Consider the following 14526-nt stretch of genomic DNA (forward strand, 5'->3'; position numbering starts at 1 on the left):
GATCGACCCTACCCAGGAGGCGTCATGTCAGTCAGGCGCACCACCGTGTTCGTCGCGGCGGCCGCCACCGCGGTGGTCCTCGCGCTGAGCGGATGCGGGTCCGACAGCAACGACAAGAGCATGAGCAGCGATGGCCGCCCCGAGCAGGTCGCGCCGGCCGCCGGCTACGCCGGTGCCGGGCCCGCCGTCAACGCGCAGGCGCAGGCCCAGGACAAGCCGCAGGAGGGCCAGCAGAAGGCGCCGGACATCCTCGATACCGAGAGCCGGTCGATCATCTACTCGGGCACGATGACGGTACAGGTGAAGGACGTCAACGCGGCCGCGGCGCAGGCCATCGCGCTCGCCATCGGCGCGGGCGGCTTCGTCGGCGGCGACAACCGGCAGATCAACGGCGAGGGCTCGACCGCGACGCTGACGTTGCGGGTGCCGGCGGCCAAGTTCCAGACCACGCTCGACCAGCTCAAGGGCATCGGCGACGAGAAGAGCCGGCAGGTCTCGGCCCAGGACGTCACCGACCAGGTGGCCGACGTCGAATCGCGGCTGCAGACCGCGCAGGCCAGCGTCGACCGGATCCGCGCGCTCATGGCGAAGGCCCAGACGATCGGGGAGATCACGTCGCTGGAGTCGGAGCTGTCCCGGCGCGAGTCCGACCTCGAGTCGCTGCAGGCCCGCAAGCGGCGGCTGGACGGGCTGACCGCGCTGTCGACCATCACCCTGATGCTGCACGGCCCGGACGCGCCGGTGGTGTCCAAGGAGGACACCGGCATCATGGTCGGCCTGCGCAACGGCTGGAGCGCGTTCGTGGCCTCGCTGCGGGTCGCGCTGACGGTGCTCGGCTGGCTGCTGCCCTGGATCGTGTTCGTCGGCGGCCCGATCTACCTGATCGTCTGGCTGCTGCGGCGATACCGCCGGACGCACCCGGCCCCGGTCCGCGCCCCGGCCGCGATGCCGCCCGTGGCCGCGTTCCCGGGCCACCCCGTGCAGCAGCCGCGCCGGCCGATGCCCCCGCAGGGTGGGCGCTGGATCCCGGCGCAGCAGCCGCCCGTTTCGGCACCGCCCGCCGCGACACCGGCCGGGAAGGAAGACGGCGATGGGCCGGTTTCGGATGCGGCGGAGGGGGCAGAGGCCGAACCTACGCGGGCACCTGAGGCTGCGGCCCCGCACCGGCCGCAGCCTCAGGACGACGGGCCGTCAGGCTCTTCATCAGCCCGCTGATCACCGCACCGAACTCCGGCCGCAACTGATAGCCGGAATGACCGTCAACCTTGGGGAACACCGTGTCGCCGGGCGGGATGTCGAAGCCCGGCGGGTCGACGAGGCGCACGTCGCGGGCGGTCGACGACCCCACCGGTCCGCCGATGGGATCGGTGTTCCGCCACAGGTTGACCCAACGGGGGGTGTGCTGGCCCGGCTCCGCAGGGGGCCGGGCCAGTACGGCGCCGACCTGCTCCAGCACCGCGTCGTCGAGGTAGGCGGGGAAGAACCTGGCGTACAACCGCCGCAGGGGCGAGCCGTAGGTCAGCAGCGCCGTGCGGGCCTGCGCCTCGGGCGGCAGTTGCAGGACCGTCGCGGCGACGAGCACGCTGCCCTGGCTGTGCCCGGACAAGATGACGCCGCCCTGCTCCGCGGCGAGCCACGCGGCCCGCGTGGCCAGCTCCGGCACCGCGCGCTCGGCGTAGCAGGGCGGGGCGAGCGGATGCGCGGCGCGCGGCCAGAACGTGCCGAGGTCCCACAGCACGCCGACGATGCGGCGGAAGCGCTGGTAGCGGTAGGCGAGCACGCCGATGAGGACGAGCGCGAACGCGGCCAGGCCGATGAGGTACGTCCCCAGGTTGACGGCGAACGAGAGCGCCTCGGCCGCCGGCGAGCCCGAGCGCGCCAGCCGGACCGGGCGGATCCCGGCCAGCGCGAAGCCGGTCGCGGCCACGGCGGCGATCGCCGTCGGGATGAACACCCAGACCAGCATCCGTCCGATGTGGTCGGTGACGCTCGCGTCGGCGACGGCACGGTCGATGTCCCGGGCCCGCTGCGCGTCGCGCTCGCGCCCGCCCCGGAAGTCGAGGTCGGTGAGGTCCCGGGCGTCGCGGCGCAGCCGGCGCACCAGCGGCAGCCAGCCGGCGAGGGCGACGACGGCGATGATCAGGATCAGCAGCACGAAGCCGGCGGCGCCCCACTCGTAGGCGGGCGGCGGCTGCAGCGGCTGCCCGCCGGCGTAGTCGGCCGAGGACGGCAGCGCCCGGCGGTCGAGGAAGTCGGCGACGCGGTACGACAGGCCGGCGGAGAACGCCACGGCGACGCCGAGGCCGGCGCTGGCGACAAGCGGGCCGGCCAGCCCCTGCAGGAACGTGCCGCGCGGGCGGCTGGCCAGCACGACGACGCCGAGCACGAGCAGGAGCACGACCTGGACGGCGAACAGGCCGGTGACCGTGCCGCCGAGGACCGGCAGCCGGCCGGTGGCGGGCCACGGGTCGCGCGCCAGCAGCGCGTAGCCGAAGACCAGGACGGTCAGCAGGACCGCGGCGTGGCTGAGCAGCCGGGTGGACGGCCGGGCCCAGCGGGCCGGGTCGTCCCGGTTGACCACCGGCCGGAGCGCCACCGCGACCACGCACAGCACAAGGATCAGGGCGTCCGCCGCGGCGAGCGCATAGCCGGCCGGGTCGCGGTCGTGCGGGGCCAGGATGCCCAGCAGTACCGCGTCGAGAGTGCCGAAGGCGAACGCGATGTGCAGCGAGCGCAGCCGGCCCACGAGCGGCTTGCCGTTCCAGAAGCACGGGTGGGCCAGCCCGTCGCCGTCGCCCTCGGTCGCGGCGGGGAATGCCTCGTACCGCGACCAGGTGCGCCGCCCGAGAAACCACAGGAACGCGATGGCCAGCGCGGGCACGAGCGCGGTCACCGCGAGGCGCCGGCCGGGGGTGGCGAAGAACCCGGCGGCGAGCACGTCGAGGTAGGAGCGGCCCTGCAGGCACCGCGGCAGGCTCGCGCACTGCCAGCCGACGAGGTCCATGGAGATCTCGACGAACGACAGTACGAACGAGGCGGTCATGCTCAGCGCGTAGATCCGGGTCAGCGCCCGGATCGCGGCCCGCGGGCCGGGGCGCGTGGCCGGGCGCAGCCAGAGCGCGACGTTGGCGAGCATGAACGGCAGCAACAGCAGCCACAGCGCGCGGGCGGCCGCGCCGGCGGTGAGGTTGCCCCAGCGGTACGCCTCCAGCGTCGCGCCGCCGGGGCCGGTGATGGCGCCGTATTCGGCGCGCGGGCGGAAGAAGCCCGCGTCGGTGTCGCCGGCGACCCGGCGCAGCAGTGGGCGGTCCAGGACGTCCTCGGCCGGGGAGCCGGTGACGCCGTGCACGCGCAGCTCGGTGACCATGCCTACGGAATAGCAGACATGGATCGATCGCGCTGTCTGAAAACCTCTAGAACGCGCCGGCGCTCAGCGCGGCGAGGGCGGTGTGCACCATGACCCGCACCCCGTGGCCGATCGCTCGCTCGTCGACGTCGAACGCGGACTGGTGGATGTCGAACTTGGTCTCCGCGCCGGGCACCCCGACGCCGAGGCGGATCATCGAGCCGGGCACGCCGTCGAGGTAGAACGCGAAGTCCTCGCCGCCCATGCTGATCTCGGCTTCGACCACGCGGTCGGGGCCCAGCGCCGCGCCGGCCGCCCCGGCGATGATCGCGGTGGCGAGCCGGTCGTTGACCACCGGCGGGACGCCACGGGTGTAGGTGACCTCGACGTCGGCGCCGGTCGGCGCGATGACGTCGTGGACCAGCTTGGTGACCAGCTCCGGCACGTCGCGCCAGGCGTCGCGGCTCAGGACGCGGATGGTGCCGCGCGCCATCCCCTCGATCGGGATGGCGTTGGCGGCCTCACCGGCCCGCACCGCGCCCCACACCATCGACACCCCGGCCCGCGCGTCGAGCTTGCGGTCCAGCAGCGACGGCACGTCAACGAGGATGCGGCCGAGCGCGTGCACGAGGTCGGCGGTCAGGTGCGGCCGGGCGGTGTGCCCGCCGCGCCCGGTCAGCCGGACCTCGATCTTGTCGGCGGCCGCGGTGAACGGCCCGGAGCGCACGCCGACCAGGCCGACGGGCAGCTGCGGCGCGCAGTGCAGCGCGAAGATCGCGGCGACGTCCTTGAGCCCGCCGGCGGCGATCACCTCGGGCGCGCCGGACGGCATGGTCTCCTCGGCCGGCTGGAACAGCAGCCGGACCCGGCCGGGCAGCTCGTCGCGCTCGGCCAGCTGGGCCAGGGCGAGCCCGACGCCGAGCAGGATGGTGGTGTGCACGTCGTGGCCGCAGGCGTGGCAGACGTTGTCCACGGTGGAGTGGTAGGGCACGTCCTTGGTGTCGGGCAGCGGCAGCGCGTCGAGGTCGGCGCGCAGCGCGATGACGCGCTCGCCGTAGCCGATGTCGCACATGACGCCGTTGCCCTTGGGCAGCATGCGGGGGGACAGGCCGGCGCGCGTCAGCTCGCGGGCGACCAGCGCGGCGGTCTCGAACTCCTGGCCGGACAACTCCGGGTGCGCGTGGATGTGACGACGGATCGCTACGAGCTCGGCACCGCGGGACGCCAGCCAGCGGTCGAGCTGGCCGGGCAGCGGATCGGTTCCGGGTGGTGCCTCGGGCCAGCCCTCGGACAGCCGCTCGGCCAGTCGTTCGGTTTTGGACGACCCCAACTTGCCGACCGATCGCGCCGCAGTGGCGGCGTTCTCGGGCAGCGTCAGCGCTCTCGTCACGGTGAGTTCTCTATTTCGGTCTAATGGAGCGGCCCGCCTCATGCGTGCCATGGACAGACTAACCGGGTCAAGGTGACGGAGCGCAACATCATTCTCGTGATGTTGATATAGCTGAGCGTCACTCGGGCCCTCGTGGAGGCGCAAACCAGCAGGCACGGACGGGATGGCTGCTCCAGCCCCAGACACGTACCCCTCACCTCCTATAACGGGTGACAGGCGCCACGGTCACGTGGTGTCGCGATAACTTTTCACAGCGGCGCCGTGACCAGGGTCGCCGCCGTTCGACGCACAGTGACGAGAGACGTCGCAGGGTGGCACGAACCCGGCACCTGGCGACGCACCGCTCGTCCGACTGTCGGCGGTGGCATTCCAAAGTCCAGGAAACCTAGTTCGCCGATGTTCCATCGAGGTTTCCGTTACCTGCCTAGACGCTTCACCCGGCTGTCCTGGTTCCCCGGATGAACGAATTCAATCCTGCGACGGTCCGCAGGACGACAAGATCGCCACGGCCGGTTGCTCGCGGGTCACGGTACGGTGAAGGAGCGGACCCCACCTTTCTTAACCGGGCACGAGCACGCAAGATAGTGGGGCGAGAAGTCAACCTCCCCCTCCCATGACGGTTTACTGCCTGTGACTCAGCTTCCGACGTGGCATGGTGAGCCCCAGCCACCCACCGGTGCTCTGGCCTCGGCCGGTGCCGGGCGCGACCCTGCGCGCGGCGCCGACTCTCCCTCCAACGGACCCGCCCGGGAACCACGCGAACCCGGCTCGACCGCGCCCCCGGTGCCGGGGCAGCGCGCCGCGCCGGGTGTGGTGATCGGCGGGCGTTACGCACTGCGCACGGCGATCGGACACGGCGGCATGGGCACCGTGTGGCGCGCCAGCGACACGCTGCTGCGCCGCGACGTGGCGGTGAAGGAGGTGATCCTCCCGCCCGGCCTGGCCCCCAGCGACCGCGACTCGATGTACCAGCGGACCCTGCGCGAGGCCCGCGCGGCGGCGGCGCTGTCGCACCCGTCGGTCGTACAGGTGTATGACGTCGTCACCGAGGCCGGCCGGCCGTGGATCGTCATGGAACTGCTGCAGGCCCGCAGCCTCGCCGAGATGATCGTCGAGGACGGCCCCCTGGCCGCCCGGGCGGTCGCCAAGATCGGCATCGCGCTGCTCGGCGCGCTCGAGGTGGCCCACGCCGCCGGCGTGCTGCACCGCGACGTCAAGCCGGCCAACGTGCTCATCTGCGGCGACGGCCGCTGCGTGCTCACCGACTTCGGCGTGGCCCGGATGCCCACCGACAGCGAGCTGACCACGCCCGGCATGGTGCTCGGCTCCCCGCACTTCATCTCCCCCGAGCGGGCGATCGGCGCCAAGTTCGGCCCGCCGAGCGACCTGTTCTCCCTGGGTGTGACGCTGTATACCGCGGTCGAGGGACGCCCGCCGTTCGACAAGCGCGACCCGTTCGAGACCATGCGGGCCGTCGTCGAGGAGCCCCCGGCGCAGTCGATGCGCGCCGGCCCGCTGGCCGGCGTGCTCTACGGCCTGCTGGAGAAGGATCCGAACCGCCGCTGGAACGTGGAGACCGCCCGCGCGGTGCTGCGCGACCTGCTCGCCGGGCCGCTGGCCAGCAACGCGCCGGCGCACATGACCGACCCCTACGCGGTGGTCCGCCCGGCGCACCAGCCGACGATGGTCCATCCGCAGCAGCCGACCGGCCAGATCGGCGGCCGGGCCATGATCGCCCCGGGCGAGACCGTCAGCGGCGCGCTGCGGCGGATGCACACCGGCGGACCGGCCCCGGCCGCCGGTCACGAGGCCGACCTGGAGCGCACCGGCGCGGAGCACTACAACGCGTATGCGCCCGAGTACACGCAGGACGACTGGACCCAGGGCCCGCCGCCGGCGCCGCCGCACCAGGGCGGCGTGGGCCGGCAGCTGGTCGGTCGGGCGAAGGCGGCGCCGACGTGGGCCAAGGCCGCCGTGGCGGCCGGCGTCGTGGTGGTGCTGTTCCTCGGCATCGGCGCGGCGACCGGGCTCTTCTCCGGCGACGGCGGCGGCCAGCAGGGCCAGAAGCCGACCGGCACGGCCTCCAGCGCCCCGGCGAAGCCCGCGTTGGAGGTGGAGTCGTTCATGCACCCGGGCGGCATCACGGTCAACGTGCCGAAGGGCTGGAAGACCTCCAAGCTGGGCAACCCCAACACGCCCTACTTCGACATCATCGACCCGGCGGACGGCAACCGGCGGATCCGCGTCAACATCGAGAAGACCTCGGCCAGCCCCCGGGCCTTCCTTGAGGCCGCGGAAAACCGGCTCAAGTCCACGCCGTCCAGCTGCGAGGCGCCGTACAACCGGGTCGACATGACCGAGGACAAGCTCGACGGGCAGGCGGCGGCGGTGCTGGAGTACACCTGCGGTGCCGGCGACAAGCAGCGCCACGCGCTGTGGAACGCCGCCGTGGTCAACGGCAAGGCGTACCACTTCTTCGTCACCGTGCCGGACGCCCGGTTCACCGAGAGCAAGGCGATCTTCGACGAGATGGTCGCCTCGTTCAAGCTGACTCCCCCGTCGACCGGCCCGTGATCCATGTTATGAAAGGCAGATGACCTCCACGGAGCGCGATCCATCCCTGCGCGCGGCAGCCGAGGCCTGGCTCGCCGATGACCCGGACCCGGCGAGCCGGGACGAGCTGCGGGCGGTGCTGGACGACGACTCCGAGCTGGCCGACCGCTTCGCCGGGCCGCTGCGGTTCGGCACCGCCGGCCTGCGCGGCCCGCTGCGCGCCGGGCCCAACGGCATGAACCTCGCCGTGGTCCGCGGCGCCGCGGCCGGCCTGGTGCGCTGGCTCGCCGCGCAGCAGACCGGGCCCGACGACCGGCCCCTGGTCATCGGCTACGACGCCCGGCACGGGTCGCACGCGTTCGCGGTGGAGACGGCCCGGGTCGCCACCGGCGCCGGGCGCCGTGCCCTGCTGATGCCGCGGCCCCTGCCGACGCCGGTGCTCGCGTTCGCGGTCCGCCGCCTGGGCGCGGCCGCCGGCGTGATGGTCACCGCCAGCCACAACCCGCCGCAGGACAACGGCTACAAGGTGTACCTGGCCGACGGCGCCCAGCTGGTCCCGCCGGCCGACGCCGGGATCGAGCGCGCGATCCGCGAGGTCGGCCCGCTCGCCGACGTGCCGCTGGGGCCACCCGGCGAGGTGCTGACCGAGGACATCGTGCGGGAGTACGTCGACGCCGCGCTCGGCGTCGTGGACCCCGAGGTGCCGCGCGAGCTGGCCGTGGCGTACACACCGATGCACGGCGTCGGCCGGGAGGTCTTCACCGCGACGCTGGCCGCGGCGGGGTACCCTGCGCCGTTCGTCGTCGCCGAGCAGGCCGAGCCGGACCCGGACTTCCCCACCGTGGCGTTCCCCAACCCGGAGGAGCCGGGCGCCATGGACCTGCTGCTGGCGCTCGCCGGCCGCGAGCGCGCCGACATCGCGATCGCCAACGACCCCGACGCCGACCGCTGCGCCGTGGCCTACGCGCGCAACGGGGGGTGGCACCAGCTGCGCGGCGACGAGGTCGGGGCGCTGCTCGCCGACCACCTCATGCGCCGGGGGGTGCGGGGCCGCTACGCGACCACGATCGTGTCCTCGAGCCTGCTCTCGCGCATGTGCGAGGACCGGGGCCTGCCGTATGGCGAGACGCTGACCGGCTTCAAGTGGATCGTGCGGGCCGGGGACGACCTCGTGTACGGGTACGAGGAGGCCCTGGGCTACTGCGTGGCCCCGGACCTGGTCCGCGACAAGGACGGCATCACCGCCGCGCTGCTGGTCTGCGAGCTCGCCGCCGGGCTGCGGGCGGAGCTTCGCACGCTCGGCGACCGGCTCGACGAGCTGGCGCTGCGCTACGGCGTGCACGCCACCGACCAGCTCTCGGTCCGGGTCGAGGACCTGGGCGAGATCGCGGAGATGATGGCCACGATCCGGGCCCGCCCGCCGGCCGACCTGCTCGACGAGCCGGTGACGTCGATCGAGGACCGGCTGCCCAACGCCGACGTGCTGATCCTGCGGGCCGGCACCACCCGGGTCGTGGTGCGCCCGTCCGGCACCGAGCCGAAGCTGAAGGCCTACCTCGAGGTCGTCGAGCCGGTCGCGGACCCCACCGACCTCCCGGGCGCCCGCGAGCGCGCCGCCGCCGGGCTGGCCGCCCTGCGCACCGAGACGGCGACCGCGCTGGGCCTGAAGTAGCCAACCCCTAGAGCGTCACGGAGAACAGCCCCGACCCGGCGAGCTTGCGAAATTCGGCGAGCGCCGGCTGCGACGAGTCGGGGCGGGTGTCGCCCTTCGGCGCGTTCGGCGAGTCGAAGTAGACCAGTGCACGGATCGCGGGAAGCGGCCGATCTGCTGCGCGACGGTGGAGTAGATCCAGGCCTTCTGCGCCGGGTCGGCGGCGTGCTCGTACACGCCCCATTCGGCGACGCGAGCGGCCTTTAAGATTTGTCGCCGCCGAAGCGGGGCATGCCGCCGAACTGGCGGTCGCCCGCGTCGCCGAGGCCCGGCACGATGAACTTGTGCTCGTTGAGCCGCTCGTCGATCGCGGCGGTGACCAGGCGCATCGGCAGCCCGGAGCCGGCCAGCCGCTCGATGCCGGCCGGCGCGGCGAGCACGCACAGCACTGTGATGTCGGTCGCCCCGCGGTCCACGAGCAGCCGCACGCAGTGCTCCAGGGAGCCGCCGGTGGCGAGCATCGGGTCGAGCACCAGCACCGGGATGCCGGACAGGTCGCGCGGCAGCGACTCCATGTAGGCGCGCGGCTCGAACGTGTGTTCGTCGCGCGCGAGCCCCACGAAGCCCATGGACGACTCGGGCAACAGCGCCAGCGCCGAGTCGGCCATGCCCAGCCCGGCGCGCAGCACCGGCACGAGCAGCGGCGGGTTGGCCAGGCGGGTGCCCTCGGTGACCGCGACGGGCGTTCTGACCGGGAACTGCTCGGTGGCGAAGGACCGTGCCGCCTCGTACACCAGCATCGTCGTCAGCTCGTGCAACGCGGCCCGGAAGGCCGCGTTGTCGGTGCGTTCGTCGCGCATCGCGGTCAGTCGCGACTTGGCCAGAGGGTGATCCACCACGAGTACGTCCACGAGCGGACAGCCTAGTATTTTCCCCATGACCCTCACCGCCGAGGTCGCGCGCTCACAAGGCGCCCTGCGAACCTTCCTGCACGGCCTGCCGGGAGTCGACCAGATCGGCGCCGAGCAACGCACCGCGATGCTGGGCACCCGGTCGATCAAGACGACGGCCAAGGCCCAAGCCCTCGACCTGGCGATCCGCATGGTCGACCTAACGACGCTGGAGGGCTCGGACACCCCCGGCAAGGTGCGCGCCCTGTGCGCCAAGGCGGTCCGGCCGGACCCCGCCGACGCCACCTGCCCGAGCGCCGCCGCCATCTGTGTGTACCCGGCGATGATCCGGGTCGCCGCCGAGGCGCTGCGCGGCACCGGGGTGCACCTGGCCAGCGTCGCGACCGCGTTCCCGTCCGGCCAGGCACCGCTGCCGGTCAAGCTCGCCGACACCCGGGCCGCGGTCGCCGACGGCGCGGACGAGATCGACATGGTGATCTCCCGCGGCGCGTTCCTGGCCGGCCGCTACGCCGAGGTCCACGACGAGATCGCCGCGGTGAAGGAGGCGTGCGGCGACGCGCACCTCAAGGTCATCCTGGAGACCGGCGAGCTGGCGACGCTCGACAACGTGCGCCGAGCCTCCTGGCTGGCGATGCTGGCCGGCGCCGACTTCATCAAGACCTCGACCGGCAAGGTGCAGCCCGCGGCCACGCTGCCGGTGACGCTGGTGATGCTGGAGGCGGTGCGCGACTTCCGCGCCGAGACGGGCCGGATCGTCGGCGTGAAGCCCGCCGGGGGCATCCGGACCGCCAAGGACGCCATCAAGTACCTCGTGCTGGTCAACGAGACCGCCGGGCCGGACTGGCTCGACCCGGACCTGTTCCGCTTCGGCGCGTCCACGCTGCTCAACGACCTGCTAATGCAGCGCACGAAGCTCGCCACCGGCCGCTACAGCGGCCCCGACTACTTCACCCTGGACTAGCCACGATGGATTTTTCATACGCACCGGCCCCGGAATCGCGCTCGATCGTCGACCTCCGCTCCTCGTACGGGCTGTTCATCGGCGGCGAGTTCGTCGACGGCCGCGGGGAGCCGTTCAAGTCGATCAACCCGGCCAGCGAGGAGATCCTCGCCGACATCGCCTGCGCCGACGCCGCCGACGTCGACGCGGCGGTGCGCGCGGCCCGGCACGCCTACGACACCGTCTGGGGGCCGATGCCGGGGCGGGAGCGGGCGAAGTACCTCTTCCGCATCGCCCGGATCATCCAGGAGCGCTCCCGCGAGCTCGCCGTGCTCGAGTCGCTGGACAACGGCAAGCCGATCCGCGAGTCGCGGGACGTGGACCTGCCGCTGGTGGCCGCGCACTTCTTCTACTACGCCGGCTGGGCCGACAAGCTGCCGTACGCCGGCTTCGGGCCCGACCCGCGGCCGCTGGGCGTCGCCGGCCAGGTCATCCCGTGGAACTTTCCGCTGCTGATGCTCGCCTGGAAGATCGCCCCGGCGCTGGCCGCCGGCAACACGGTGGTGCTCAAGCCTGCCGAGACGACGCCGCTGACCGCGCTGCTGTTCGCCGAGATCTGCCGGCAGGCCGACCTGCCGCCGGGCGTGGTCAACATCATTACCGGCGCCGGGGAGACCGGGCGGCTGCTGGTGGAGCACCCCGGCGTCGACAAGGTCGCCTTCACCGGCTCGACCGAGGTCGGGCGGGCGATCGCCAAGGCGGTGAGCGGCACGACCAAGCGGCTCACCCTCGAGCTGGGCGGAAAGGCCGCCAACATCGTCTTCGACGACGCGGCGCTGGACCAGGCGGTCGAGGGCGTCGTCAACGGCATCTTCTTCAACCAGGGCCACGTGTGCTGCGCGGGCTCGCGGCTGCTGCTGCAGGAGTCCGTCGCCGAGGAGTTCCTGACGGCGCTCAAGCGGCGCATGGCGCACCTGCGGGTCGGCGACCCGCTGGACAAGAACACCGACATCGGCGCGATCAACTCCGCCGCGCAGCTGGCGAGGATCCGCGAGCTGTCCCGGGTGGGCGAGGACGAAGGCGCCGAGCGCTGGTCGCCCCCGTGCGAGCTGCCCGAGCGTGGGTTCTGGTTCGCCCCGACGATCTTCACCGGCGTGACCCAGGCGCACCGGATCGCGCGCGAGGAGATCTTCGGGCCGGTCCTGTCGGTGCTCACCTTCCGCACCCCGGACGAGGCGGTCGAGAAGGCGAACAACACGCCGTACGGGCTGTCGGCCGGGGTGTGGACCGAGAAGGGCTCGCGCATCCTGAGCATCGCGGACCGGCTGCGCGCCGGGGTCGTCTGGGCCAACACGTTCAACAAGTTCGACCCGGCCTCGCCGTTCGGCGGGTACAAGGAGTCGGGCTACGGCCGCGAGGGCGGCCGCCACGGGCTGGAGGCCTACCTTGAGCACTGAGGCGCGTCTCGCCGTCCGCAAGACCTACAAGCTGTTCATCGGCGGCGCGTTCCCGCGCAGCGAGTCCGGGAGGTCCTACCAGGTGCACTCGGCCTCCGGCGACTTCCTCGCCAACGCCGCCCTCGGCTCCCGCAAGGACGTCCGCGACGCCGTGAAGGCGGCCCGGGCGGCCGTGGCCAAGTGGTCGGGCGCCACCGCGTACAACCGCGGGCAGATCCTGTACCGGGTCGCGGAGATGCTGGAGGGCCGGCGCGACCAGTTCGTCGCCGAGGTGTCCGCCGCCGAGGGCACGGCCCCGGAGGCGGCCGCCGGGCTCGTCGACGCCGCCATCGACCGCTGGGTCTGGTACGCCGGATGGGCCGACAAGATCGCCCAGGTGCACGGCGGGGCCAACCCCGTCGCCGGGCCGTACTTCAACCTCTCCGCGCCCGAGCCGACGGGGGTGGTCGGGGTCGTCGCGCCGGCTGGCTCGTCGCTGCTGGGCCTGGTGAGCGTCGTCGCGCCGGCGATCGTGACCGGGAACACCGTCGTTGTGCTCGCCTCGACCGACCGCCCGCTGCCCGCCGTGACGCTGGGCGAGGTGCTGGCGACCTCGGACCTGCCCGGCGGGGTGGTCAACCTGCTGACCGGGTCGGTCGCCGAGATGGCGCCCTGGCTCGCGGCGCACATGGACGTCAACGCCATCGACCTGACCGGTGTGACGGACCCCACACTGGCGAGGGAGCTCGAGGCGGCCGCGGCGGAGAACCTCAAGCGGGTGATCCGCCCGAGCGATCCCGACTGGGCCGCCGACCCGGGCGTCTCCCGGATGCTCTCGCTTCTGGAGATCAAGACGGTCTGGCACCCCAAGGGGGTCTGATCGCCGCCCGACCGGGCACACTAGGGTGTTTGTGCGCGAGGCCACACACGCCCTAAGTGTGCCCGCACGCCGAGTCCGACTACGGAGGTCTACAGTGGCCCGCCAATCTTCCCAGTCTTCCCGGTCCGCGTCGTCGCGGCCGACCAAGAAGGCCGAGCAGGTGGAAGAGGAGGTCGACGCCGTCGAGGACGTCGACACCGAGGTTGATGACGAAGCCGATCTCGAGGACGGCGCCGACTTCGATGAGGAGGACGGCGGCAGCGAGCGCTCGGCCCAGGCCGACGCGATGTGGAGCGACGTCAAGATCGAGCCGGTCGAGCTGGCGCTGCCCAAGGGTGTCGGTTACACGCTTCGGGCGTACCGGCTCTCGACCGAGCTGACGCCGACGCAGGTCGAAGAGGAGGAGGACGAGTTCGCGGTCCTCCACCGGAAGCCGCAGGACGAGGACGACGACCGGGTCGTGATCCTCGAGAACGCGGAGATGTTCGAGGACGAGGAGCCGGAGCCCGTCGCCGCGCCCGCGGCCGCTTCGAAGAAGAAGCCGGCCAAGAAGGACGCCGACGACGAGGCCGACGAGGACTCCGACAAGAAGGACGAAGCCGCCGAGCTGGACGAGTCGGACAAGTCCGATACTTCGGAAGAGACCGAGGAATCGGACGAAGCCGAGGAAGAAGAAGAGGAAGAGGAGGAGGAAGAAGAGGAGGCGGAGCCCGAGGAGGTTCCCGCATTCCTCAGCCACCACGGCAAGCTCCTGCTCTTCCGCAGCGTCGAGGGCCTGGTCGAGTTCGTGAAGTCCGACGCGGAGCACGACCTGACCCAGTTGGACACCTGGGAGAGCCTCAAGTCCCGCATCACCGTGTCGTCGGTCGTGCCCACCGACGAGAACCGCTACGAACTCGACCTCGTGGTGGAGAACCTCCGCGGCGGCCAGGACGCCTGGGACACCGATCTGCTGCTCGGCGCCGGCGAGGCCGCGCGTGACCTTGCTTACGCCCTGCGCCTCGAGGCGGTCCGCACGGCGCTCGCCGCGGGCTCGCCGCTCGACGACCTCGACGAGGGCCTGCGAGCTGCGGCGGCCGGGGGTGTCGGGGGCTTCTTCGCCAAGCGCCGGCTCAAGAAAATCGGGGCACAACAGGCAGCGCTGGGCTGGCGGACGATTATTGGCAAGATTTCTGCCGCGGCGGACTGGCGTGATTGATTTGTGACCGACAGGATCTAAGTCGTGGGCATTTTGGCACGGCGGGCCCGACCCGGTCCCTAGCCGGACGGGTGGCGGCGGTGGACGACGATCAGCCAGCGGGGCATTCAGCCGAAAAGGCTGATCGCGTCACCGGCCGTCAACCTGTTCACTAGAGGTCGTTCAGTTTGACCTGCGGCAACACGGCGGCGGGGGGCCGGGACAGTCCCCGCCGACGTGAC

At 72.4% G+C, this 14526-nt stretch carries 10 protein-coding genes; 7 read left to right on the forward strand and 3 right to left on the reverse strand.

The window, feature by feature from the left end; translation table 11 throughout:
* The first annotated feature begins 24 nt into the window (after positions 1 to 24).
* A complete protein-coding gene (locus ACGFI8_RS04975) occupies positions 25 to 1215 on the forward strand; it encodes a DUF4349 domain-containing protein (protein ID WP_392800138.1) in 1191 nt (396 codons plus the stop codon).
* Here ACGFI8_RS04975 and ACGFI8_RS04980 read toward each other — a convergent pair.
* Positions 1133 to 3367 carry a hypothetical protein gene (locus ACGFI8_RS04980; protein ID WP_392800140.1) on the reverse strand — a complete coding sequence of 745 codons (2235 nt, stop codon included), beginning with the start codon at positions 3365 to 3367 and terminating at the stop codon, positions 1133 to 1135. The genes ACGFI8_RS04975 and ACGFI8_RS04980 overlap by 83 nt on opposite strands.
* A 46-nt stretch (positions 3368 to 3413) precedes the next feature.
* Positions 3414 to 4736 (reverse strand): amidohydrolase, encoded by a 1323-nt coding sequence (locus tag ACGFI8_RS04985; protein WP_392800143.1) that lies wholly within the window; start codon positions 4734 to 4736, stop codon positions 3414 to 3416.
* Positions 4737 to 5597: 861 nt separating this feature from the next.
* Here ACGFI8_RS04985 and ACGFI8_RS04990 point away from each other — a divergent pair.
* The gene (locus ACGFI8_RS04990; RefSeq protein WP_392801188.1) at positions 5598 to 7310 is read left to right on the forward strand and encodes a serine/threonine-protein kinase; all 1713 of its coding nucleotides are present in this window, start codon (positions 5598 to 5600) and stop codon (positions 7308 to 7310) included.
* 19 nt (positions 7311 to 7329) lie between these two features.
* Entirely contained in the window at positions 7330 to 8961 is a 1632-nt protein-coding gene (locus tag ACGFI8_RS04995; protein ID WP_392800146.1) for a phospho-sugar mutase, read from the forward strand.
* 242 nt (positions 8962 to 9203) lie between these two features.
* Here the strand turns inward: ACGFI8_RS04995 and upp are convergent, their stop codons facing one another.
* Positions 9204 to 9851, reverse strand: a complete 648-nt coding sequence (gene upp, locus ACGFI8_RS05000; RefSeq protein ID WP_392800149.1) for a uracil phosphoribosyltransferase — start codon at positions 9849 to 9851, stop codon at positions 9204 to 9206.
* A 25-nt stretch (positions 9852 to 9876) separates the two neighbouring features.
* Between upp and deoC the strand changes: the two genes are divergently transcribed.
* The 4 genes from deoC to ACGFI8_RS05020 all read left to right on the forward strand — a co-directional run bounded on the left by deoC (position 9877) and on the right by ACGFI8_RS05020 (position 14305).
* Entirely contained in the window at positions 9877 to 10812 is a 936-nt protein-coding gene (deoC, locus tag ACGFI8_RS05005; protein ID WP_392800151.1) for a deoxyribose-phosphate aldolase, read from the forward strand.
* 5 nt (positions 10813 to 10817) lie between these two features.
* A complete protein-coding gene (locus ACGFI8_RS05010; protein WP_392800154.1) occupies positions 10818 to 12248 on the forward strand; it encodes an aldehyde dehydrogenase family protein in 1431 nt (476 codons plus the stop codon).
* Positions 12238 to 13107 carry an aldehyde dehydrogenase family protein gene (locus tag ACGFI8_RS05015; protein ID WP_392800155.1) on the forward strand — a complete coding sequence of 290 codons (870 nt, stop codon included), beginning with the start codon at positions 12238 to 12240 and terminating at the stop codon, positions 13105 to 13107. The genes ACGFI8_RS05010 and ACGFI8_RS05015 overlap by 11 nt, the downstream gene beginning before the upstream one ends.
* A 94-nt stretch (positions 13108 to 13201) precedes the next feature.
* The gene (locus ACGFI8_RS05020; protein ID WP_392800158.1) at positions 13202 to 14305 is read left to right on the forward strand and encodes a DNA primase; all 1104 of its coding nucleotides are present in this window, start codon (positions 13202 to 13204) and stop codon (positions 14303 to 14305) included.
* The last annotated feature ends 221 nt before the right edge of the window (positions 14306 to 14526 follow it).

The sequence above is a fragment of the Dactylosporangium sp. NPDC048998 genome (assembly GCF_043197855.1).
GTDB lineage: Bacteria > Actinomycetota > Actinomycetes > Mycobacteriales > Micromonosporaceae > Dactylosporangium.

Excerpts from the sequence above, each read along its gene's own strand:
- ACGFI8_RS04975 (WP_392800138.1), top strand. The coding sequence starts at position 25 with ATGTCAGTCAGGCGCACCACCGTGTTCGTCGCGGCGGCCGCCACCGCG.
- ACGFI8_RS04980 (WP_392800140.1), bottom strand. The coding sequence starts at position 3,367 with ATGGTCACCGAGCTGCGCGTGCACGGCGTCACCGGCTCCCCGGCCGAG.
- ACGFI8_RS04990 (WP_392801188.1), top strand. The coding sequence starts at position 5,598 with ATGGGCACCGTGTGGCGCGCCAGCGACACGCTGCTGCGCCGCGACGTG.
- ACGFI8_RS04995 (WP_392800146.1), top strand. The coding sequence starts at position 7,330 with ATGACCTCCACGGAGCGCGATCCATCCCTGCGCGCGGCAGCCGAGGCC.
- deoC (WP_392800151.1), top strand. The coding sequence starts at position 9,877 with ATGACCCTCACCGCCGAGGTCGCGCGCTCACAAGGCGCCCTGCGAACC.
- ACGFI8_RS05010 (WP_392800154.1), top strand. The coding sequence starts at position 10,818 with ATGGATTTTTCATACGCACCGGCCCCGGAATCGCGCTCGATCGTCGAC.